Source organism: Streptomyces montanus (assembly GCF_005786655.1).
Taxonomy (GTDB): domain Bacteria; phylum Actinomycetota; class Actinomycetes; order Streptomycetales; family Streptomycetaceae; genus Streptomyces; species Streptomyces sporangiiformans.
In genome coordinates this window covers 1-22282 of the sequence record NZ_VBZC01000070.1, presented here as the reverse complement: position 1 = coordinate 22282, position 22282 = coordinate 1, and the positions used below count along the sequence as shown (strand labels likewise).

Annotated in this window: 18 protein-coding genes; 7 read left to right on the top strand and 11 right to left on the bottom strand. The window is 67.7% G+C overall.

What is annotated here, in order from left to right; translation table 11 throughout:
* Nucleotides 1-3 precede the first annotated feature (3 nt).
* The 6 genes from yidC (at nucleotide 4) to FE633_RS39835 (ending at nucleotide 6204) form a co-directional block, all read left to right on the top strand.
* Nucleotides 4-1311 (top strand): membrane protein insertase YidC, encoded by a 1308-nt coding sequence (gene yidC, locus FE633_RS39860; RefSeq protein WP_138050057.1) that lies wholly within the window; start codon nucleotides 4-6, stop codon nucleotides 1309-1311.
* A 15-nt stretch (nucleotides 1312-1326) separates the two neighbouring features.
* Nucleotides 1327-1839: a Jag family protein gene (locus FE633_RS39855; RefSeq protein WP_138050056.1), complete on the top strand. Its 513-nt coding sequence runs from the start codon at nucleotides 1327-1329 to the stop codon at nucleotides 1837-1839.
* Nucleotides 1840-2059: 220 nt separating this feature from the next.
* Nucleotides 2060-2776 carry a 16S rRNA (guanine(527)-N(7))-methyltransferase RsmG gene (rsmG, locus tag FE633_RS39850; RefSeq protein WP_138050055.1) on the top strand — a complete coding sequence of 239 codons (717 nt, stop codon included), beginning with the start codon at nucleotides 2060-2062 and terminating at the stop codon, nucleotides 2774-2776.
* Nucleotides 2777-3086: 310 nt separating this feature from the next.
* Complete coding sequence (locus FE633_RS39845) at nucleotides 3087-4160, top strand: ParA family protein (RefSeq protein WP_138050076.1); 1074 nt, start codon at nucleotides 3087-3089, stop codon at nucleotides 4158-4160.
* Nucleotides 4157-5260: a ParB/RepB/Spo0J family partition protein gene (locus tag FE633_RS39840; protein WP_138050054.1), complete on the top strand. Its 1104-nt coding sequence runs from the start codon at nucleotides 4157-4159 to the stop codon at nucleotides 5258-5260. The genes FE633_RS39845 and FE633_RS39840 overlap by 4 nt, the downstream gene beginning before the upstream one ends.
* A gap of 326 nt (nucleotides 5261-5586) precedes the next feature.
* The gene (locus FE633_RS39835; protein WP_138050053.1) at nucleotides 5587-6204 is read left to right on the top strand and encodes a GNAT family N-acetyltransferase; all 618 of its coding nucleotides are present in this window, start codon (nucleotides 5587-5589) and stop codon (nucleotides 6202-6204) included.
* Between the two features lie 119 nt (nucleotides 6205-6323).
* On the opposite strand, the gene trxA is transcribed toward FE633_RS39835, so the two are convergent.
* The 7 genes from trxA to FE633_RS39800 form a co-directional block, all read right to left on the bottom strand.
* Nucleotides 6324-6656, bottom strand: a complete 333-nt coding sequence (trxA, locus tag FE633_RS39830; protein ID WP_119101956.1) for a thioredoxin — start codon at nucleotides 6654-6656, stop codon at nucleotides 6324-6326.
* Nucleotides 6657-6698: 42 nt separating this feature from the next.
* Nucleotides 6699-7670: a thioredoxin-disulfide reductase gene (gene trxB / locus FE633_RS39825; RefSeq protein ID WP_138050052.1), complete on the bottom strand. Its 972-nt coding sequence runs from the start codon at nucleotides 7668-7670 to the stop codon at nucleotides 6699-6701.
* 174 nt (nucleotides 7671-7844) lie between these two features.
* Nucleotides 7845-8765: an anti-sigma factor family protein gene (locus FE633_RS39820; RefSeq protein WP_138050051.1), complete on the bottom strand. Its 921-nt coding sequence runs from the start codon at nucleotides 8763-8765 to the stop codon at nucleotides 7845-7847.
* On the bottom strand, nucleotides 8762-9478 hold the full coding sequence (gene sigM / locus FE633_RS39815; protein WP_138050050.1) for an RNA polymerase sigma factor SigM: 717 nt from the start codon (nucleotides 9476-9478) through the stop codon (nucleotides 8762-8764). Before sigM ends, FE633_RS39820 begins: the two co-directional genes overlap by 4 nt.
* A 25-nt stretch (nucleotides 9479-9503) precedes the next feature.
* Complete coding sequence (locus tag FE633_RS39810; RefSeq protein ID WP_138050049.1) at nucleotides 9504-11228, bottom strand: protein kinase family protein; 1725 nt, start codon at nucleotides 11226-11228, stop codon at nucleotides 9504-9506.
* Between the two features lie 118 nt (nucleotides 11229-11346).
* On the bottom strand, nucleotides 11347-13653 hold the full coding sequence (gene murJ, locus FE633_RS39805) for a murein biosynthesis integral membrane protein MurJ (RefSeq protein ID WP_138050048.1): 2307 nt from the start codon (nucleotides 13651-13653) through the stop codon (nucleotides 11347-11349).
* Between the two features lie 46 nt (nucleotides 13654-13699).
* Entirely contained in the window at nucleotides 13700-16057 is a 2358-nt protein-coding gene (locus tag FE633_RS39800; RefSeq protein ID WP_138050047.1) for a DUF6049 family protein, read from the bottom strand.
* Between the two features lie 234 nt (nucleotides 16058-16291).
* On the opposite strand from FE633_RS39800, the gene FE633_RS39795 reads away from it, so the two are divergent.
* The gene (locus tag FE633_RS39795; protein ID WP_138050046.1) at nucleotides 16292-17758 is read left to right on the top strand and encodes a CCA tRNA nucleotidyltransferase; all 1467 of its coding nucleotides are present in this window, start codon (nucleotides 16292-16294) and stop codon (nucleotides 17756-17758) included.
* Between the two features lie 116 nt (nucleotides 17759-17874).
* On the opposite strand, the gene FE633_RS39790 is transcribed toward FE633_RS39795, so the two are convergent.
* From FE633_RS39790 to FE633_RS39775, 4 genes are all read right to left on the bottom strand, one after another.
* Entirely contained in the window at nucleotides 17875-18354 is a 480-nt protein-coding gene (locus tag FE633_RS39790; RefSeq protein ID WP_138050045.1) for an LppU/SCO3897 family protein, read from the bottom strand.
* A gap of 115 nt (nucleotides 18355-18469) precedes the next feature.
* Complete coding sequence (locus tag FE633_RS39785; RefSeq protein WP_138050044.1) at nucleotides 18470-19735, bottom strand: MFS transporter; 1266 nt, start codon at nucleotides 19733-19735, stop codon at nucleotides 18470-18472.
* 77 nt (nucleotides 19736-19812) lie between these two features.
* Nucleotides 19813-20895: an inositol-3-phosphate synthase gene (locus FE633_RS39780; RefSeq protein WP_138050043.1), complete on the bottom strand. Its 1083-nt coding sequence runs from the start codon at nucleotides 20893-20895 to the stop codon at nucleotides 19813-19815.
* Nucleotides 20896-20939: 44 nt separating this feature from the next.
* Nucleotides 20940-21623, bottom strand: a complete 684-nt coding sequence (locus tag FE633_RS39775; protein WP_138050042.1) for a PadR family transcriptional regulator — start codon at nucleotides 21621-21623, stop codon at nucleotides 20940-20942.
* Nucleotides 21624-22282: the final 659 nt, after the last annotated feature.

Sequence of the window (22282 nt, the reverse complement as noted above, 5' to 3'; positions counted from 1 at the left end):
TTAGTGGACACGATTGCCAGTCTTTTCAGCTTCATCACGACACCCGTTTCCTGGGTCATCGTCCAGTTCCACTCGTTGTACGGCGCTATCTTCGGCCCGGACACGGGCTGGGCCTGGGGCCTGTCCATCGTGTCCTTGGTGATCCTGATCCGAATCTGCCTGATCCCGCTCTTTGTGAAGCAGATCAAGGCGACCCGGGCCATGCAGACGCTCCAGCCCGAGATGAAGAAGATCCAGGAGCGTTACAAGAACGACAAGCAGCGTCAGTCCGAAGAGATGATGAAGCTGTACAAGGAGACGGGCACCAACCCGCTCTCCTCGTGCCTTCCCATCCTGGCGCAGTCTCCGTTCTTCTTCGCCCTGTACCACGTGCTCAACAGCATCGCGTCGAACGACACCATCGGTGTGATCAATACGCGCCTGCTGGAGAGCGCGCAGAAGGCACACATCTTCGGTGCCCCACTGGCCGCGAAGTTCACGGACAGCTCGAGCAAGGTCGAGTCGCTCGGCGCCACGCTGACCGACGTTCGCGTCGTCACCGCGATCATGATCGTCCTGATGTCGGCCTCGCAGTTCTACACGCAGCGCCAGCTGATGACGAAGAACGTCGACACCACGGTGAAGACGCCGTTCATGCAGCAGCAGAAGATGCTGATGTACGTCTTCCCCGTCATGTTCGCCGTCTTCGGCATCAACTTCCCCGTCGGTGTCCTCGTCTACTGGCTGACCACCAACGTGTGGACCATGGGCCAGCAGATGTACGTGATCCACCAGAACCCGACCCCGGGCTCCAAGGCACAGGCCGCTTTCCTTGAGCGTCTGCTGAAGCACGTCACGCACCACGGCAAGACCCGCAGCCGCCGTGAGCGCGCCGTCGTCAAGGCGATCGTGGTCAAGGGCCGTGACCGCAACGAGCACGAGCGCAAGTTCATCAACGGTCTGAGCAAGGCAGGACTCGCGGCCCAGTCCGACGGCACCGTGGCGAAGAGCGATGTCGCGACCGTCGCCGAGACCGAGGACGGCACCCCGGCGACCGGCGCCCCCAAGCGCCAGCAGCCCAAGCGGCAGAGCAAGTCCCAGCGTCAGTCGGGCGCCACCCACGGTTCCGCCAAGGAGGCGGGCGACTCCGGGGCGAAGACCTCCCTGAGCAAGTCCGACGAGCCGCAGGACGCCAAGCCGGCGGGCGGCAAGTCCGCGACCGGCGGCAAGGCAGCCTCGGGTGGCAAGTCCGCCTCGGGTGGCACACGCAGCAAGGCCCAGTCCGGACAGCGCAAGGGCCCGCAGCGGCCCAAGTCCCCCTCCAAGAAGTAAGAAGGAGTCCATCCCGTGACGGAAGGCACCACCTCCGAGGCCACCGAGGGCGGCGACACCCTGAGTCGCCTGGAGCAGGAGGGCGAGATCGCGGCGGACTACCTCGAAGGTCTGCTGGATATCGCCGACCTCGACGGCGACATCGACATGGATGTCGAGGCCGATCGCGCCGCTGTCTCGATCATCAGCGACACGGGTAGCCGTGATCTGCAGAAGCTGGTCGGCCGTGACGGTGAGGTGCTGGAGGCGCTCCAGGAGCTCACGCGGCTGGCCGTCCACCGGGAGACCGGGGACCGCAGCCGGCTCATGCTGGACATCGCGGGCTACCGCGCGAAGAAGCGTGAGGAGCTTTCCGAGCTGGGTGCCAAGGCCGCGGCCGAGGCCAAGAGCTCCGGTGAGCCGGTGAAGATGAATCCGATGACGCCCTTCGAGCGCAAGGTCGTGCACGACGCGGTCAAGGCCGCGGGCCTGCGCAGCGAGTCCGAGGGCGAGGAGCCGCAGCGCTTCGTCGTCGTGCTTCCCGCCTGAGTCGGCACGTACGTTCCTTCGGCCCCGTCTGTTGCGCAGGCGGGGCCGAATTTTGTCAGCCTGGTCCTGGCGGTCCTGGCGGTCCTGGCGGTCCTGGCGGTCCTGGCGGTCCCGGCGGTCCCGGCGGTCCCGGGCCCAGTCCCTGGCAGTCCCTGATAATTCCTCGTGGTCCTGGTGGTCAGCGCTCAGTGCGCTTATGCGGTATGGAAGGACGGTTCCCGTGACGGAGGCAGCGGAGCTCCCCCCTGCGCCCGAGCAGGCTCAGGCGGTATTCGGCGATCGCTTCGCAGACGCGGTCCGATACGCGGAACTGCTGGCGGACGCGGGGGTACAGCGCGGGCTGATCGGCCCCCGCGAAGTGCCCCGCCTCTGGGAACGGCACCTGCTGAACTGTGCGGTGCTCTCGGAGGTCGTGCCCAAGGGCGTGACCGTGTGCGACGTCGGCTCGGGCGCCGGGCTGCCCGGTATCCCGCTGGCCCTTGTCCGCCCCGACCTGAAGATCACGCTGCTTGAGCCGCTGCTGCGCCGTACGAACTTCCTCACCGAGGTCGTCGAACTGCTCGGCCTCGAGCATGTCACCGTCGTCCGCGGCCGCGCCGAGGAGGTCCTGGGCACGCTGCCCGCGGTCCATGTGGTGACAGCACGGGCCGTGGCACCTCTGGACCGCCTTGCGGCATGGGGTGTGCCGCTGCTTCGCCCGTACGGCGAGATGCTCCTACTCAAGGGCGACACGGCAGCGGAAGAGGTCAAGAGTGCCGGGGCCGCCCTGAGCAAGCTCGGTGCCGTGGAAACCTCTGTGCTTCATGTTGGCGAGGGCGTGGTGAGTCCACTCGCCACCGTGGTGCGGGTCGAGGTCGGGGAAAGTCCGGGTGGAGTGCGTTTCGCGGCCAAGCGGGCCAAGGCGGCGCGGACGGGGCGGGCGCGTCGTCGTCGCTGATCCGTCCTGACGACGAGCCGTACTCCACACAAGCTGCCCAACCCATGCATGTCGGAGTGTCACCCAGGCATGGTCGCGGGCGCTGTGCATCGTGTTTCACGTGAAACGTCGCTCACTGTTGCACGGAATCATCAGCCGCGGCCGGGCTGCGGCCGAACCCCGCGACCGCAGTCCCCTTGGGGCCCTCGGATCCCGCGGAGGCAGACCTTCTCCTGCGGACAAAACATCCCCCGAAGAGGGGGCGGAGTTGTCCACAGAGGTGGATTTCTCCACAGAAGCACGGGCCTCGCTGGTTCACGACCCCGAAGGCATGGGAGGCTCTGTTCATTGCGAGCCTGAAGTCGAGGAGAGTGAATCCTTGCGGTCCGACGCCAACATCGCGGGACCGATGACCGATCCGGTCCCCGGTCCCCGTACCGAGTCGATGGGGGAGGATGTTTCACGTGAAACACCGCCCCCGATGGACGACACTCCCATCGGTCGTGCTGCCCAACTGGCGGTGGAGGCTCTGGGCCGCGCCGGCGAAGGTTTGCCACGGCCCGAGCAGACCCGTGTGATGGTGGTTGCCAACCAGAAGGGCGGGGTGGGCAAGACCACGACGACGGTGAATCTGGCCGCCTCGCTCGCCCTGCACGGTGGGCGGGTCCTGGTGGTCGACCTTGATCCTCAAGGTAATGCGTCCACCGCGCTGGGCATCGACCATCACGCCGAAGTCCCGTCCATCTATGACGTCCTGGTTGAGAGCAGGCCGCTCTCCGACGTCGTCCAGCCAGTCCCCGATGTCGAGGGGCTGTTCTGCGCACCCGCCACGATCGATCTCGCCGGTGCGGAGATCGAGCTGGTGTCCCTGGTGGCGCGGGAGAGTCGACTGCAGCGGGCGATCCAGGCGTACGAGCAGCCGTTGGACTACATCCTCATTGACTGCCCGCCGTCGTTGGGTCTGCTGACGGTCAACGCACTGGTTGCCGGTGCGGAGGTCCTGATCCCCATCCAGTGCGAGTACTACGCGCTGGAGGGTCTGGGCCAGCTGCTGAGGAACGTCGACCTGGTGCGGGGGCACCTCAACCCCGCCCTGCATGTGTCGACGATCCTCCTCACCATGTACGACGGCCGGACCCGACTGGCATCCCAGGTCGCGGACGAGGTACGCAATCACTTCGGCGAGGAGGTGCTGCGGACGAGCATTCCCCGTTCGGTCCGTATCTCTGAGGCGCCGAGCTACGGGCAGACGGTGCTGACCTACGATCCGGGGTCGAGCGGTGCCCTGTCGTATCTTGAGGCGGCACGGGAAATCGCGTTGCGGGGTGTCGGTGTGTCGTACGACGCGCAACATGCCCACCTGGGCGCACACAACGATCAGAGCATGGTGGAGGGGACTCAGTGAGCGAGCGACGGAGGGGGCTGGGCCGCGGTCTCGGCGCACTGATCCCTGCTGCCCCAACAGGGGAGAAGCCGGCGTCCCCGGCAACGGGTGGGCCACCGGGCTCATCCGCCGCAGTGCCGGTACTCACCGCAGAGCGTGGGGTGGCGGCGGCGAAGGTGGCCTCGCTTCCGCAGTCCAATGTTTCACATGAAACAGAGGAGCCCTCGGCGAGCGGTCTCGGGGAGACGCCTGCGGCTCCTCTAGGAGCGCACTTTGCCGAGCTGCCCCTTGACGCCATCACGCCGAACCCGCGTCAGCCCCGTGAGGTGTTCGACGAGGACGCTCTCGCGGAACTCGTCACCTCCATCAAGGAGGTCGGGCTTCTCCAGCCTGTCGTCGTGCGGCAGCTGGGACCGGCGCGTTACGAGCTCATCATGGGCGAGCGGCGCTGGCGGGCCTGCCGTGAGGCGGGACTCGAGGCCATTCCCGCGATTGTGCGGGCCACGGAGGACGAGAAGCTTCTCCTGGACGCGCTTTTGGAGAACCTGCACCGGGCTCAGCTGAACCCCCTGGAAGAGGCGGCTGCCTACGACCAGCTGCTGAAGGACTTCAACTGCACGCATGATCAGCTGGCGGACCGCATCGGTCGGTCCCGTCCGCAGGTCTCCAACACTCTGCGTCTGCTGAAGCTCTCGCCCGCGGTGCAGCGTCGTGTCGCTGCCGGGGTTCTGTCCGCCGGCCATGCGCGTGCCCTGCTCTCCGTGGACGACTCGGAGGCGCAGGACAGGCTGGCTCATCGCATCGTGGCCGAAGGGCTCTCGGTGCGGGCTGTCGAGGAGATCGTCACCCTCATGGGGTCGCGACCGAAGGCCGCTCCACGCTCCAAGGGACCCCGAGCCGGTGCCCGGGTGTCGCCCGCGCTGACCGATCTCGCCACACGTCTCTCGGACCGCTTCGAGACCCGGGTGAAGGTCGACCTCGGCCAGAAGAAGGGCAAGATCACCGTCGAGTTCGCCTCGATAGACGATCTGGAGCGGATCCTCGGCTCGCTCGCCCCGGGCGAGGGGCCGGTTCTGCAGAAGAGTCTCCTGGACGACGACTCCGAAGAGTCCGAGGCCTGAGCGTCAGGAGGTGGGCACGATTCCCATCGGCCGACCTTCTGAGCGGGCCGTGTCCGGTGTGTACCGGAACACGGCCCGCTCTTTGCTTTCTGGCGGTATCGAACAAATCACATCGTGGATACGATGCGTTCGGGTATGGCGTATTCACCTGGCAGCACCTTCTGTGGGGAGGCGGGGGCCATGCGAACGGTGAGCCGCACCGGACTGGTGGGCGCGGGCCTAGGGCTCGGAGCGGTCGGCGGGTTCGTCGGCAGCCTGCTCAGGGAACGGAGCGCTCTGACAGCCGCCCGTGGCGCTGCGGGCGAAGGAAGCGAGGAACTGCCTTCATGGGGCGTCGGCTCGTACCGCTCACGCTGGACAACCTTCCGGACCTTCCCAAGCGCTGTCGGGCGTGTGTCTTCTGGGAGTTGGACCCAGTCAGCGGTCAGGCCGCGGTAAAGGCAGGCACACCCGAGTTGGAGAAGGAGGCGTGGATCTCCGCCGTTCTACTGGAGTGGGGATCCTGCGGCCGTGTCGTCTACGTCGACGACATGCCAGTGGGCTTCGTGCTCTACGCGCCTCCCGCATATGTGCCGCGCGCTACGGCATTTCCCACAAGCCCGGTCTCCCCTGACGCGGTCCAACTGATGACCGCCTTCATCATGCCCGGTTATCAGGGGCAGGGGCTTGGGCGCGTGATGGTTCAGACGGTCGCCAAGGATCTGCTGCGACGGGGGTTCAAGGCGATCGAGGCCTTCGGTGACGCCCGCTGGGATGAACCGGCCTGCGTCCTGCCCGCTGACCATCTGACGGCTGTGGGCTTCAAGACCGTACGGCACCATCCCACGTACCCGAGGCTGAGGTTGGAGCTGCGGACGACGCTCTCCTGGAAGGAAGATGTGGAGTTGGCGCTCGACCGGCTACTGGGGGCGGTACAGAAGGAGCCGGCTCTGCGTCCGCTGTAAACGCACCGGGCATCGCCGTGCATGTGAATGAGCGAGCATGCGAATGGGCCAACCCGTCCGGGTTGGCCCATTCGTGTTTCACGTGAAACAACGCCGCTTCTGTCGGACGGCGTCGCCGACTACTCGGCGATGAAGTCCTCGAGATCCCGCACGATCGCGGCCTTCGGCTTCGCACCGACGATGGTCTTGGCGACCTCGCCACCCTGGTAGACGTTCAGGGTCGGGATGGACATGACGCCGTACTTGGCGGCCGTACCCGGGTTCTCGTCGATGTTGAGCTTGACAACCTCGATCTTGTCGCCGTACTCGGTGGCGATTGCCTCGAGAGACGGCGCGATCTGACGGCACGGACCGCACCAGGCGGCCCAGAAGTCCACCAGGACGGGCTTGTCGCTCTTGAGGACGTCCTGCTCGAAGGAGTCGTCGGTCACGTTCTTCAGGGTGCCGGCCACGGCGGGCTCCTTAACTGGTTGGTGCGGTGGGGCGGGTGGGTGTCAGACGGTGGTCTTCTCGGGCTCTGCCGCGGCTTCGCTGTCCGCGAGAGCAGCAAGGAAGCGCTCGGCGTCGAGGGCAGCGGAGCATCCGGTGCCGGCCGCGGTGATCGCCTGGCGGTAGGTGTGGTCCACGACGTCGCCGGAGCCGAAGACCCCCGTCAGGTTCGTGTGGGTCGAGGGCGCGTCGACCTTGAGGTAGCCCTCGTCGTCCAGATCGAGCTGGCCCTTGAAGAGCTCGGTGCGCGGGTCGTGGCCGATCGCGATGAACAGGCCGGTCACCGGGAGCACAGACGTCTCGCCGGTCTTGAGGTTGCGCAGTTTCAGGCCGGAGAGCTTCTGGTCGCCCTGGATCTCGGCGACCTCGCTGTCCCAGATGAACTTGATCTTAGAGTCGGCGAACGCGCGCTCCTGCATAGCCTTGGAGGCGCGCAGTGTGTCGCGGCGGTGGACGATCGTCACGGACTTGGCGAACCGGGAGAGGAAGGTGGCCTCCTCCATCGCTGTGTCACCGCCGCCGATCACGGCGATGTCCTGGTCCTTGAAGAAGAAGCCGTCACAGGTCGCGCACCAGGAGACGCCGCGCCCGGAGAGCGCGTCCTCGTTGGGCAGCCCCAGCTTACGGTGCTGAGAACCGGTGGCGACGATGACGGCCTTGGCCCGGTGCACGGTGCCGGCAGTGTCCGTGACCGTCTTGATCTCACCACTGAGGTCGACCGCGACGACGTCGTCCGAGACCAGCTCGGCACCGAAGCGCTCGGCCTGCGCCCGCATGTTGTCCATGAGCTCGGGGCCCATGATGCCGTCCTGGAAGCCGGGGAAGTTCTCCACCTCGGTGGTGGTCATCAGCGCGCCGCCGGCGGTGACGGCGCCCTCGAACACCAGCGGCTTCAGCGACGCGCGCGCGGTGTAGAGCGCCGCCGTGTAGCCGGCGGGCCCGGAGCCGATGATGATCACGTTACGGACGTCGCTCACGGCTTGATTCCTCGTCTCTGGAGACTGCTTCGTACGACCGGTGGGAGCTTCTCTCAGAACTCTCACCCCACCCAACGGATCCTAAGGGGCGCGCATTCCCACTGTGTCCGGGCACACGAAGACGCGTAACCGCGCGGGGACAGGACCGGACGCCATGGACGGAGCGTGACTCGCTCAGTCTCGTGTGTAGGACTGCTTCAGCAGCACCTTGCCGGCAGCAGCGGCTGAGGACTTGCCCACGCAGCTGGAGTCGACGATGTAGGCCGTGACCCGAGTCTCGTCTGAGGCATCGGGCAACACCACGAGAAGCGCGCTCGTACCGTCGTAGGTGCCCTTCTTGGCGGCGAGAGCGGCCTCGTTGCGGCCGATGCCTCGTTGGATGCACTCGGGCACCGGAGCCCCGGTCTCCTTCAAAGTGCTCGGCCCGTCGGAGGAGGTCGCGGGTCCCCAGTTTCGGTTGCCGTTTTCACGGTCCGTGCTCTTGGCGAGGAGATCCGCGACCTGGCCTTCCAGCTTGCCCTTGCTGAAGGTGTTCACCGAGTCGGTGTGGTTCCGCCCGGCGGTGTCCCCCGAGGGGTCGTCGTTCAACGACTGGAGGAGCAGACCGCTGATTCCCAGCGCGGCAGCCGTGAACATGGCGCCCAGGATCACGGTCCCGCGACGGCGACGGCGCATGCGGTTCGGTCGACCCGGACCGGTGGAGGCGCGTGGGCGTTCGGCGGGGCGGTCGGCCGCGGTCGACGTTTCACGTGAAACAGGGGGGCCGTCGCTGTCCTCGGACAGGGGGCGGGCGACGGTGATGACTGCAGGGACGTCCGTGGCACCGGCATCGTGTGTCGTGGCACTGAGTAGGGCTTCGGCGGCGAGGGCGGCATCGATGCGCCCAGCGACATCGTCGGGCATACGGACCGGGCCCGGCAGTGTGCCGAGCATGCCGCGGATCTCTTCCAGCGATGCGTACACGTCGGCACAGAGGGCACAGTCGTCCAGATGCCGTCGTACGTCCTCCGTACGCGAGGGCGGCAGCAGGCCTTCCGTGAGGTCGGAGATCTCCGTGACTTCCGGGTGTCCGGCCGTGTCGGTCGTGGATGTCACGCTCGCCCACCTCCGCCCTTCACAGCAGTTGAATCGTTTGGCCCTGCGCCGTGTGCTCCCGCTGCGGGTGGGACGGATGTCCCCTGCGTGCGGTTCCGTCCCTCACCCGACTTCTTGCTGTCTCCGCCACTACCGGCGTCCGTACGCAGGTGTCTGAGCAGCGGAACGAGCCTGGCCCGGCCGCGTGCGCAGCGGCTCTTGACCGTGCCGGTCGGCACATCGAGCATGCGGGCGGCCTCAGCCACCGGGTATCCCTGCATGTCCACCAGGACGAGGGCGGCGCGCTGGTCGGGTGGCAGTGTGCCGAGGGCTTCGAGGAGCTCCCGCTGCAGATCATTGCGCTCGGCCGGCGCGGACGCCGACTCGTGCGGATCAAGGAGGTGCTCCAGACGTTCCGTGTCGTCGACCGGCGAGGTCTTCCGTGAGGCGGCCTTGCGCGCGCGGTCGAGGCAGGCATTCACCGTGATGCGGTGCAGCCACGTCGTGACGGCCGACTGGCCGCGGAAGGTGTGGGCGGCGCGGTAAGCGGAGACCAGAGCGTCCTGGACCGCGTCTGCGGCCTCCTCACGGTCTCCGAGAGTCCGCAGGGCCACCGCCCACAGCCGGTCGCGGTGACGGCGCACGAGCTCACCGAAGGCCTCCGGGTCGCCCTCCACATGAAGGGCCAGGAGGTCCTGATCGCTTGCTCCGTTGTATCCGGCGCCGTCCGCCATCGGACCCTCCCCCCTCGGTAGGCTGTCAGCCCGTGAACTTTACGTCGGTGATCGCCTGCTTGTACCCGGCGCTGCTGTAATCGTCGCGCGGTGCGCTGGGCACGTCCGTGATCCACAACAACACGTACTTCGTCTTCACGGACTTCTTGGCCTTGATCTTCGCGGTGGTGCCGCTCGTCGTGACGGACCCGATCTCCTTCATCGCGCTGACCGAAGTTGAGGGAGACAGCGAGTCAGCGGCGTAGAGGTGGATCGTCGTGTGGTCCCCGTCGTACAAGAGCCCTATCGACGCAGCCGAAACCTCCTTGGACGAGCCGAGGTCGTAGACGATTCCCACGCCGGATTTGTACGGAGCCAGCTTCGGCCCCCCGAGGAACGACTTGGTGCGCCAGTATGTGGAGCTGTCGCCGTCGTACGTCTTGGGCACTTCGTCGGCTGCCTGGGCAGAGCCCTCGGCGACGTACTCCTGAGCTCCTTCAATGGTTATCGGCTTCGCCGGCCGCTTGATGTTGTCGTTGTCCTTGTCGTTGCCGTCCGTCGTCTGCGACTTGTTGGTGTCGTCGGACTTTCCTCTTTCCATGAGCGCATCCGCCAACTGCCAACTGCCAAGGCCCAGCGCGGCGATGAGCAAGGCGGACACGGCCCACTTGAGCGCCTTGCCGGTACGGCTCTGCAACGGGAGCGGTGGAGCGGTCATCGGCTGTGTGGCGCCCGGGGGCGTCTGACGGCCGTACGTGCCCTGCTGGTACGTGGTGCGCTGATACTCGGGCGGCGCGGTGAACGCGGGCTCCGGCGGGCGGATGCGTGGCATCTCGCCGATCGCCTTCACCAACTCCTCCGGAGTGGTGCACGGCGGCTCCTGGCGGGACGCGGTGGCGCCGTCGTTGACGAGCGCGCGCATCGCCAGCTCCGACAGGCCGCGGTGCACCCCGGCGCGCACCTGGTCGGGTGCGATGAGGCCGACGCCCTTGGGCAGGCCGGAGAGGCCGAAGGCGTCGTCCTCGTACGGCCAACGCTGGGTGAGGGCGGCGTACAGCAGTGCGCCGATCGCCTCCGTGTCCGTGCGCTGCGGGGTGTCGGAACTGATGCCGCGCAACGCGGCGTTCACGGCAAGGCCGCGGACGCGCCATTGGCCGGAGGAGGAGCGCAGCACAGAACCGGGGGTCAGCCGCAGATGCGCCAGCCCTTCGCGGTGTGCGGCAGCCATCGCCTGGGAGATCTGGCTGACCATCTGGTACGCGTCGTGCACCTCGAGCGGGCCGGACGCCAGGAGCGTCGTGAGCTCCGTGGAGTCCGGAAGCCACTCGTGCACCACGTAGACGAGGTCGTTCTCCTCGACCGCGTCCAGGACCTGGACGAATCGGGGATCGCCCAGGAGGGCTGAGGAGCGGGCCGCCGCCAGGACAGAGCGCGCTCGGGGATGGTCGGCGGGCAGCAGATGCACGCCGACGGCGCGGCGCAGCTTCTCGTCCACCGCACGCCAACTGCTGAATCCGTCCAGACGGGTGACGCACTCCTCGAGCCTGTAGCGTCTGGCGAGCTTGTGGCCGCTGTGCAACTCGGGCGGTGAGGGCTTGGCGGGGCTTTCATCCCCGCCGCTCCCCTGTGCCTCTTCGCTCTCCGAGCTGTCCGTGTCCTGCTCCCGGTTCTGGGCCACCCCGTCGGCTGTGGCCTGGTCCGCCTTCGTGGTCAGCGGCTCGTCGCCGCTGTTGTCTGCCACGTCGACGGCAGCCGTGCTCCGTTCCGCCACCGTCGTTCCTGCCTCCCCATCCATTGCCCGCTGTCCGACGCCAAAGCCAATTGTGCCCACAGTCCGCCGCTATGCACGACACGCGATCGCGGACGATGGTTGTGCGCGTGCCCCCGACTCAGCGCCCGAGGCGCCCGCGGACCATGCCGACCATTCCGTTCAGTTCCTCGATACGCATCCGCCGAGCGGCGACGAAGAAGACGCCGAGCAGGGCGATGCCGCCGCCGAGGAGGGCGGCAAGTGAGCCGAAGACGCCCTGTCCGAGCACCTGGGTGATCCCGTAACAGGCTCCGGCGGCGAGCAGCGTCGCCGGTACCGAGGCGATGCCGAGACGGGCGTAGGTCCGCAGCACGCGAGCTCCGTCGAGGTCGCCGCCCAGCCGCACCCGCAGCCGCCGCCAGGCCACGCCCACGCCGATCGCGTACGCGACACCGTAGGAGGCGGCCATGCCCGCCACGGCCCAGCGGGTCGGCAGCAGGAGGTAGCAGAGCGCCGAGGCCCCGGCGTTGACGGCCGCCACGATGACCGTGTTGTAGAAGGGGGTCCGGGTGTCCTCGTACGCGTAGAAGGCGCGCAGCACGACGTATTGCACGGAGTACGGGATCAGGCCGAGGCCGAAGGCCATCAACATGTAGCCCATGTTCGTGGCCGCGTTGGTGCCGGAGGAGCCGAAGATCAGGGTGCACATCGGGATGCCGAGAGCGACGAAGGCGAAGGAGATGGGCACGATCGCCACGGCGGTCGTGCGCAGCCCTTGTGAGATGTCGTCGCGGACGGCGCCGGAGTCGCCCTCATGGGCGGAGCGCGACAGCCGCGGCAGCAGGGCGGCCATCAGCGAGACGGTGATGATGGCCTGCGGGAGACCCCAGATGAGCTGGGCGTTGGCGTAGGCGCTGAAGCCGGTGCCGGCGGTTCCTGTGTCTGCGACCGCCGCGGTGGCCAGCTGGGTGACGACGATGGCGCCTGCCTGGTTGGCGAGGACGAACAGGATCGTCCACTTGGCGAGCATCGCGGCCTTGCCCAGGCCGTGGCCCTTCCAGTCGAAGCGCAGCCTCAGCCGGAATCCGGTCTCGCGGAGATACGGGATCATCGCGAGGGCTTGGACGACAAGGCCGAGCAGGACACCGGCGCCGAGCAGCCGCTGGCCCTCCGGCGGGATGTTCGTGACCTGCATCCCGGAGGTTTCGGCGGTGCCGTACACCCAGAGGAACATTCCGAGCGTGACGATGATGACGATGTTGTTGAGGACCGGCGTCCACATCATCGCGCCGAACCTGCCGCGGGCGTTGAGGATCTGCCCCATCACCACGTGGATACCCATGAAGAAGATCGTGGGCAGGAAGTACAAGGTGAAGGTGACACCGACGTCCCTGGCCGCCGGGTCGGTGGCCACGGGGTTCGACAGCACACGGACCAGGAGCGGGGCCGCCAGCATCGCCAGCCCGGTCAGCACACCGAGCGCCACCATGACGAGGGTCAGCAGCCGGTTGGCGTAGGCCTCGCCGCCGTCGTCGTCCTCCTTCATGGCGCGCACCAGCTGCGGTACGAAGACGGAGTTGAGGCCGCCTCCGACCGTGAGGATGTAGATCATCGTCGGCAGCTGGTAGGCGACCTGGAAGGTGTCGCCCAGGAGGGCGGTGCCCAGCGCCGAGACAATCAGCGCGGACCGGATGAAGCCGGTGAGGCGGGACACCATGGTGCCCGCCGCCATCACCGCGCTCGACTTCAGCAGACTCGATGCGCGGCCCCCGGCCTTCTTCGGAGCGGGCGCGGGCGCCGGTGTCGCCACCTGAGACGGTGACTGCGCGGCGGCCGGCGTCGGCTCGGGAGCCGGTGACGGTACACCAGGCGGGCTGACAGGCGGGTGCCCGCCGCCCTGCTGCTGGTCGCGGAAGAGATGGGCGAAGGCATCCGGCTCGTGGCGCTCTGCGCCGGACTGTGCGACCAGGTCGTCCACGCCCACGAACTGGGTGGTACGAGGGTCGTCGCCGTACGGCAGATGCTGCGTCAGGCCTTCCGGCTCGGGAGCCGGGGTCTGCGCCCACACCCGGGGGTCGGGGGCGTGGGGCGACTGGGGCGGCTGGGCGTAGAGCGGCTGCGGAGGATACGTGCCGGGCGACGGCGGGGGGTGCGCGGCACGGTCGTACAGTGCCTCGGCGACCGGGTCCTGGGCGGCGGGGTCCTGTGCCCGGTACGGATCCTGGGTGTAGGCGTCCTGGGTGTACGGGTCCTGGGGGTAGGCGTCCTCGGGGTAGCCGTCCTGGGGGTAGCCGTCCTGCGCGTAGGCATCCGGAAGGCGCCCGTCGGCGGCGGGCTGCGGTGGCACCTGGCCGTGGCCGGGCTCCGGCGGCCCCTGCGGCGGGCCGTCGGGGTAGCCGGAGCCGCCCACGCCCTGGCCGTGGTCACCCTCGTACGGCGCGTTCATGGTTACCCCACCTCATCGTCCCCGGGCCCACCGGCCACGACATCGCTCAACGGTCCACTCTCTCACCCGTGGCGGACGGCTCGGTGCTTTCCGGTGCGGTGTCCGGTGAAGGGTCACTCGGCTGCTCCGGGGCGTCTGCCCCCGACTCCGTGTCGGAAGCCTCTTCGGGACCGTCCGTCTCGTCGTCGGTCTCGAAGCCGTCTTCCGATTCCTTCTCGGCCTGCCGGGCGGTCGCGCGCTTGCGCTGTGTGTACATCCGGAATCCGGCCAGCACGAGCAGCAGGACGCCACCGGCGATGACCAGCATCACCGTGGGAGTGATCTCGGTGACCCTCACGTCGAAGGTGACGGCAGGGCCGTACTTCTCGCCGTCCTCGGTGTAGAGCTGGGCGACCACCGAGGCCCGGCCGTTGGCGCGGCCGTTCGCGGTGAACTTCACCGACTGGCTGTGCCCGCCCGACACCTCCACCGGCTGCTCCCAGTAGGCACGATCACCGATGCGCAACCGGGTGGGCTGCTCCGACGTCAGGCGCAGCACCAGGTGGTCGACGCCTTGGACGAGGTTGTTCTGCACGGTGACGGGAATGGTGGCGCTGCGGCCCGACAGCTTCGCCTCGGACTTCTGGATCAGTCTGACCTGCTTGACGAGGTCGTTGAGATACGACTCCACACCGCTGCGATAGACGACCGCGTCGGGAGCATGGCCTCGCCAGGACGTGGACATCGCCCGGTTCATGGCCCGCCCGAAGGGGGTGACCACGCGGGACTCGTCCGTGAGGATCACCTGGAAGTTGTCGAGCTTCCACTGCGTGTTCTCGATCTGCTCGAAGGCCGCCTGCGGCAGCTGCTGCTTGCGCAGCGAGGAGGGGTACGAGGAAGCCGACGGGACCTGTGTGGCGGCGCCGGGGTCCGGCTTGGCCTTGGTGGCTGCGGACAGGCCCGCCGACTGCGACCAGTTGCCGTCCTCGAGGGCCGTGAGCGCCTGTGCCATCGTCTGGGCCTGACTCGCGGACGGCATGCGCTGCGGGGCGACCACGATGCTGCGTTGCCTGTCCGGTGCCTGCCGGTTGATCATCAGACTCTGGGCGAGGAACCTCTGCACGGCGAGCGTGGAGTTGCCGGCCACCGCCATGTCGCCCTGGAACGCCTGCGAGAGGCGGGCGTCCGCGACCACCGCCGTGGTGCCGCCCCCGATGGGGCGGGCCGACGTCGGCGTGTACGGAAGGCTGCCGGTCTCTTTCAGGGTGTCATTGCGGGCGATCACCGTGTCGGCGCCGGCGGAGGTGGCGACCTTGACGATCGACGGGTCGATAGCGCCGTCCACGGGCCAGGCGTACTCCGTGCTGGGCGTCACATGGAGGATCGACTCCACCGTGGTGGCGGCCACGTCCGTGGCGTCCTTGAGGTGGCTCAGCGAGCTGGTCACCTTCTTGCCGTTGTGGGCCAGTGACGCCAGATCCGGGTCGGCGAAGGGGAGGGCGACGATCTCCTTGCCCTGGACCGTCTCCTCCAGCTCGCCGAGCCACTGTTTGGCCACCGCCTGCTGCCTGCCCGGCGTGGTGGATTCGCCGTCGCTCCGGATCTGATAGCCGCGCGCCATCGCGGCCGCGGAGGCCAGGAGATCCGGGTCGATGACCCAGGTGACGTCAAGGTCCTTGCCGAGGGCGAGGAGCTGCTGCAGGCGGCCGCCGGGCGCGAGCTCCGCGGCCAGGCCGTCGTCGTTGAAGACGGGGGTCTGCTGCTCGTTGGAATCCGTCTCGGCCGTCATGTGGGAGCTGGAGATCAGTGGCCAGAGGTACGTCGTCTTCGTCCTCGTGTCCGCCGCGTCGGGCTGCCACGGCAGAAACGTCCGCTCGATGCCGAGGATCTGCTCGTACGGCTGTGCTGCGGTCTGCCCGGCGAGCGTGACCCCCAGCTGGTAGACGCCGTCTGCGCCCAGGTCCAGCTTGTCCACGGGGACGGAGATGCTGAAGGTCTGTGGGACGCCCGGCGCGAGCTTGGGGAACTCCTGGGTGTACTTGTCGTCGACTTCCCTGCCCGCATACGGGTTGTTCCTCGCGGCGTCATCGATCGCCGACCGGCCGTCCATCGTCGGGCCCACGCGGAGGCCGACGTGGGCGCTCGTGATGGTCTTCTTGCCCTTGTTGGTGATCCTGCCGGAGACGGTGAGCGTGTCCCCTTCCGAGGGGACGCTGGGAGTGAGCGAGTCCAGGGAGACGTCGACCGTGCTGGCCCCGGTTGCGTCGGCGACGGCAGTGCGCTCGGCGGCGTCAGCGGAGGGTGAGGCGGGCAGCTGGAGAAGGCCGGCCAGCAGCGGCGCCGCCGCGAGCAGTGCTCCGGTGCGCCGAAACCACCGGCGGGCAGGTGAGGGACTCATCCCCTGGAATTCTGCCGCCTCGGCCACGCGCTCGCCCGTCCCTCGTCGTCGTCAGTGGTCGTCGGAATGTGCGTCCAGGCATGGTAACGATGCGCGCTGAAGGGAAGTGCCGCGGTCTGCACTACAAGATCGGAATCCGGTACAGGGCTGTCCCGTATGTGCATCTATTACCAGAGGCGCCCGGGTGCGCCCAGCGGGAAGCACCCAGGCCCGCTCAATGGGGGCGACCGCGGCCACCCGCGCCACGTACCCTTTTCTGTTGTGCCGAACGCCAACGAAGACAATCCCAGTGCACTGAGCCAGGTGCAGCACCGCGCGGTGAGTGAACTGCTGCGGGTGTCCCCCGTCGCCGATGATCTCGCCAGTCGTTTCCGGGAGGCCGGGTTCTCCCTCGCCCTGGTGGGTGGCTCGGTCCGGGACGCCCTCCTGGGCCGGCTGGGCAACGACCTGGACTTCACGACCGACGCCCGCCCTGAGGACGTACTGAAGATCGTGCGGCCGTGGGCGGATGCCGTGTGGGAGGTCGGGATCGCCTTCGGGACGGTGGGGGCGCAGAAGGACGCGCGCGTCGGAGACGCTGTTCAGCGTTTCGACATCGAGGTGACGACGTACCGCTCGGAGGCGTACGACCGGACCTCACGCAAGCCCGAGGTGTCCTACGGCGACTCCATCGAGGAGGACCTCGTACGCCGCGACTTCACCGTCAACGCGATGGCCGTGGCGCTGCCGGAGAAGGAGTTCATCGACCCGCACGGCGGTCTCAGGGACCTGGCGGATCGTGTGCTGCGTACACCGGGCACCCCGGAGGCGTCCTTCTCCGACGACCCGCTGCGGATGATGCGGGCCGCTCGCTTCGCCGCGCAGCTCGACTTCGAGGTGGCACCAGATGTCGTCGCGGCGATGAAGGCCATGAGTGAGCGCATCGAGATCGTCTCCGCAGAGCGGGTCCGGGACGAGCTGAACAAGCTGGTCCTCTCCGCGCACCCGCGCAAGGGGCTGACGCTGCTCGTGGAGACCGGGCTCGCCGAGCGCGTGCTGCCCGAGTTGCCCGCGCTGCGCCTGGAGCGGGACGAGCACCACCGGCACAAGGATGTCTACGACCACACGCTGATCGTGCTTGAGCAGGCGATGGAGCTGGAGGAGGACGGTCCCGACCTCACTCTTCGCCTTGCCGCGCTGCTCCACGACATCGGTAAGCCACGCACGCGCCGTTTCGAGAAGGACGGCCGGGTGTCCTTCCACCACCATGAGGTGGTGGGCGCCAAGATGACCAAGAAGCGCATGACAGCCCTCAAGTACTCCAATGACCTTGTGAAGGACGTTGCCCGACTGGTCGAGCTGCATCTCCGCTTCCACGGGTATGGCACCGGAGAGTGGACGGACTCCGCGGTCCGCCGCTATGTGCGAGACGCCGGCCCGCTGCTCGACCGCCTCCACAAGCTGACACGCTCCGACTGCACCACTCGTAACAAGCGCAAGGCCGCCGCCCTCTCCCGCGCGTACGACGGTCTGGAGGAGCGCATCGCCCAGCTGCAGGAGCAGGAGGAGCTGGACGCGATCCGGCCCGACCTCGACGGCAACCAGATCATGGAGATCCTGGGCGTCGGTCCTGGTCCGGTCATCGGCCAGGCGTACAAATTCCTGCTGGAGCTGCGCTTGGAGAACGGGCCGATGGAGTACGACGCCGCGGTGTCGGCGCTCAAGGAGTGGTGGGCCGCGCAAAGCTGAGGGCGTGCGATGCGGGTCATGTTTCACGTGAAACATGACCCGGCGCTGCCGCAAGATCTGCATACGCCGAGGGCCGTTGTTTCACGTGAAACAACGGCCCTCGGCGTTGGTGACCTCTACTTGGCGGAGTACTCAGACAGGCAGAGGGTGAAGTCGCTGCTGCCACCGGTCTCGGTGTACTCGGCGTACTTGTTGCGGTCGCAGCCGGAGTCGTCGGACTTCTTCTGCTCGACCTTGTAGGCGGCCTTGGAGCTGCCGCAGTCCACCACCTCGAGTTCCGGGTTGGTGGCGCTGTCCGGGTTGCCGATGCTCATGCAGTCGCCGACCTTGGCGGTGTTGGCGTCGTCACGGCTCGCCATCCAACCGATGCCCGCAGCTATGAGGCCGACGATCACGACAGCGATACGCAGGTACTGCTTGATGCCACGCTTCGGTCGCTGGGGCGGGACCGGGGCGTACGGCGCCGCCGGCTGCTGCGGGTAGCCCTGAGGTGCCGTCTGCCCCTGAGGCGGCTGTCCCTGAGCGAATGGGTTCTGGCCCTGAGGCGGCTGTCCCTGAGCGAATGGGTTCTGGCCCTGGGGCGGCGGAGTGGTCACTTGGGGTCCCCCTAGAACGTTAGGAGCGCGTGGCGCGAAGTAAGACGCACGTAAGCTATCGGCCCCCACTGACAACTCTGTAGCTCAAAAAGGCTCTGTGTCATTGATGTGACACTTACTGAGGTGCAAAGCGGGCCATAGACGCAGCAATCGCTGCGTAGATCACGGCCACCGTTACCACCAGGGGGACTGAGCGGCCGTCAGGAGGCAGCATCAGAGCGGCCACCGCGGCAGCGGCCACGAAGGCGACGTTGAACAGGACGTCGTACACGGAAAAGATCCGGCCGCGGAAGCCGTCGTCGACGGACGACTGAACCATTGTGTCAGTGGCGATCTTCGCGCCCTGGGTGGTGAGGCCCAGGACGAAGGCCGCGACCAGTATGGGCGCTTGGGTGAATGACAGACCGAGCGCGGGTTCCAGGACCGCGGCGGATCCCGCGCAGGCGACGATCCAGCCGCCCGGCCCGAGCCTCCCGGCCGCCGACGGTGTCACCACCGCCGCGGCGAAGAAACCCGCCCCGGAGATCGCCACGGCAAGCCCCAGAAGAGCGAGACCGTCGTCATCCTGCCCGGACGACCAGGCGTACCGGCAGAGCATCAGCACCATCACCGTCAGGGCGCCGAAACAGAACCGCATCAGTGTCATGGCGGCCAGTGCCCAGGCGGCCGCGCGGCGTGCGGGCTCGGCCAAATGGCGCACGCCGGCCCTCAGGTCCCGTGCCGTACCGGCCAAGGCCGCCTTCAGACGCGGCTGCACCAACTCCTGATCGGGGCCGAGCAGTTCCGGTGCCATGCGCAGTGAGGCGAGCGCCGCGCACAGGTAGAGCGCCGCACCGACGAGGACGACCGCGGCGTCGGAGTCCGAGACGACGATCCGTACGACGAAGGCGAGACCGCCACCTGCGGTCGCGGCGAGCGTCCCGGCCGTGGGCGACACGGAGTTGGCCATCACCAGGCGCTCGGAGTCGACGACACGGGGCAGCGCCGCGGACAGGCCCGCCAGGACGAACCGGTTGACCCCCGTGACGCACAACGCGGAGGCGTAGAACAGCCAGTCCGGCACGCTGCTCACGATCAGGATGGCCGTCAGGGAGGCCAGCAACGCCCGCAGGAGGTTCCCGTACAGAAAGACCTGGCGACGCCGCCAGCGGTCCAGCAGAACGCCCGCGAAGGGGCCGACGAGCGAGTACGGGAGGAGGAGCACCGCCATAGCCGAGGCGATCGCGGCCGCCGAGGTCTGCCTCTCCGGCGAGAAGACGACGTACGTCGCGAGCGCGACCTGATAGACCCCGTCCGCGCCCTGAGACAGCAGCCGCACGGCGAGCAGACGCCGGAAGTTCCGGAAGCGCAGGAGTACGCGCAGGTCACGTACGACAGCCATGGGCACAGCCTCACATACGTTGAGGGTCCCCGGGCGTACGACCCGGGGACCCTCAACGGCCCTCAAAGCGAAGCGTCTTAGCGCTCGACCTCGCCCTTGATGAACTTCTCGACGTTCTCGCGGGCCTCGTCGTCGAAGTACTGGACCGGCGGGGACTTCATGAAGTACGACGACGCGGAGAGGATCGGGCCGCCGATGCCGCGGTCCTTGGCGATCTTCGCGGCGCGCAGTGCGTCGATGATGACACCCGCGGAGTTCGGGGAGTCCCAGACCTCGAGCTTGTATTCCAGGTTCAGCGGAACGTCACCGAAGGCCCGGCCCTCGAGGCGGACGTAGGCCCACTTGCGGTCGTCCAGCCACGCGACGTAGTCGGACGGACCGATGTGGACGTTGTCGGCACCCAGCTCGCGGTCACGGATCTGCGAGGTGACGGCCTGCGTCTTGGAGATCTTCTTCGACTCCAGGCGGTCACGCTCGAGCATGTTCTTGAAGTCCATGTTGCCGCCGACGTTCAGCTGCATCGTGCGGTCCAGGATCACGCCCCGGTCCTCGAACAGCTTCGCCATCACGCGGTGCGTGATCGTGGCGCCCACCTGCGACTTGATGTCGTCACCGACGATCGGGACGCCGGCCTCGGTGAACTTGTCCGCCCATTCCTTGGTACCCGCGATGAAGACCGGAAGGGCGTTGACGAAGGCGACCTTGGCGTCGATGGCGCACTGGGCGTAGAACTTCGCCGCGTCCTCGGAGCCCACCGGCAGGTAGCAGACCAGGACGTCGACCTGCTTGTCCTTGAGGACCTGGACGACGTCGACCGGGGCCTCGGCGGACTCCTCGATGGTCTCGCGGTAGTACCTGCCGAGACCGTCCAGAGTGTGACCGCGCAGGACGGGCACACCGGAGTTCGGGACGTCGCAGATCTTGATGGTGTTGTTCTCGCTGGCGCCGATGGCGTCCGCCAGATCGAGGCCGACCTTCTTCGTGTCGACGTCGAAGGCGGCGACGAACTCGATGTCACGGACGTGGTAGTCGCCGAACCGGACGTGCATCAGCCCCGGGACCTTGGCGGCCGGGTCGGCGTCCTTGTAATACTCGACGCCCTGTACCAGTGAGGCGGCGCAGTTGCCCACGCCTACGATGGCTACGCGAACCGAACCCATTCCGGTTGCTCCCTGTGTGTACTCGGTGAAGCCCTGAGCGGACTTCACGTGGCGGTGTCGTCGGACGGATCCGGCCGGGTGCTGTCCCCGTGCCGGGGCAGGCCGCCCGACTCTCCAGATGTGCTGTCCTGCTGAGCGGAACCGTCGGAGTCGGGACGCCGCTGGTCCCGTCCGGCCCGCTCGGTCTCGATGAGCTCGTTCAGCCAGCGCACTTCGCGCTCCACGGACTCCATCCCGTGTCGCTGGAGCTCAAGGGTGTAGTCGTCGAGGCGCTCCCGGGTGCGCGCCAATGAGGCACGCATCTTCTCCAGACGGTCCTCAAGACGACTGCGGCGGCCTTCGAGGACCCGCATCCGTACATCCCGGGACGTCTGTCCGAAAAAGGCGAAGCGAGCGGCGAAGTGCTCGTCCTCGTACGCGTCAGGACCTGTCTGCGAGAGCAACTCCTCGAAGTGCTCCTTACCTTCCGCCGTCAACCGATAGACGATCTTGGCGCGGCGTCCCGCGAGCGGAGCGGCCAGGGCTTCCTCGCGGGCACCCCCGGACTCCTCGATCAACCAGCCGTTGGCGACCAGCGTCTTGAGGCAGGGGTAGAGCGTCCCGTAGCTGAAGGCACGGAACACACCCAGTGACGTATTGAGCCGTTTACGCAGCTCATAGCCGTGCATCGGGGATTCGCGGAGCAGGCCGAGAACTGCGAACTCGAGGATCCCGGAACGCCGGCTCATCGTCGCCTCCTCTCTGCCGCGGCCCCGCCGTGACGGTCTTTATGCCGAGCTGATGTATCGACTCGATACATCAACACGATAGAACGGCCTTCCGCATGCGACAAGAGGGGGCATGGTGAACATCACCGATTCGTGGGATTCGAGTTGCCCGATTTGAGTCGAACTTCGGCGCTCTGCGGGTTTTGCCGGTGCGTAGTCTGTGCGCCATGCACATCACCGGGAACCAAGTGACGTCTGGTGACGTCCTCGTCCTCGGTGCAGTACGGGTGAATGCCACAACGACCGCATCCGTACTTTGGGGGGACCGGAAACCAGCCGCCGTTTCCAGGCGCGCAAGGGTGCGCCTGCCCGAGGAGTAATCGTTCGATGAGCGAGCACCGTCGCAAACCGCCGCAGCCGCAAGGCGGCGGACGCGCCGCGGCCCGACGCGGCCTGACAGGCTCGGCCTCCGGCCGCCGTGCGGCACCGCGAGGCGCCACCGGGTCTCCCTCCGGTTCCTATGGCTCGGGAGGTGAGGAGGAGCGCCCGTACGGTGGCCGTGCCGAGGCCCGACGGGCGGCACAGAGAAGCAGCAGCGGCGGCGGTCGGCGCAGAGCTGCCGACGGCGCGGGGCGCGGAGGCTTCGGCGGCCTGGGCGGCGGCGGCCGCCGCGGCGGTCC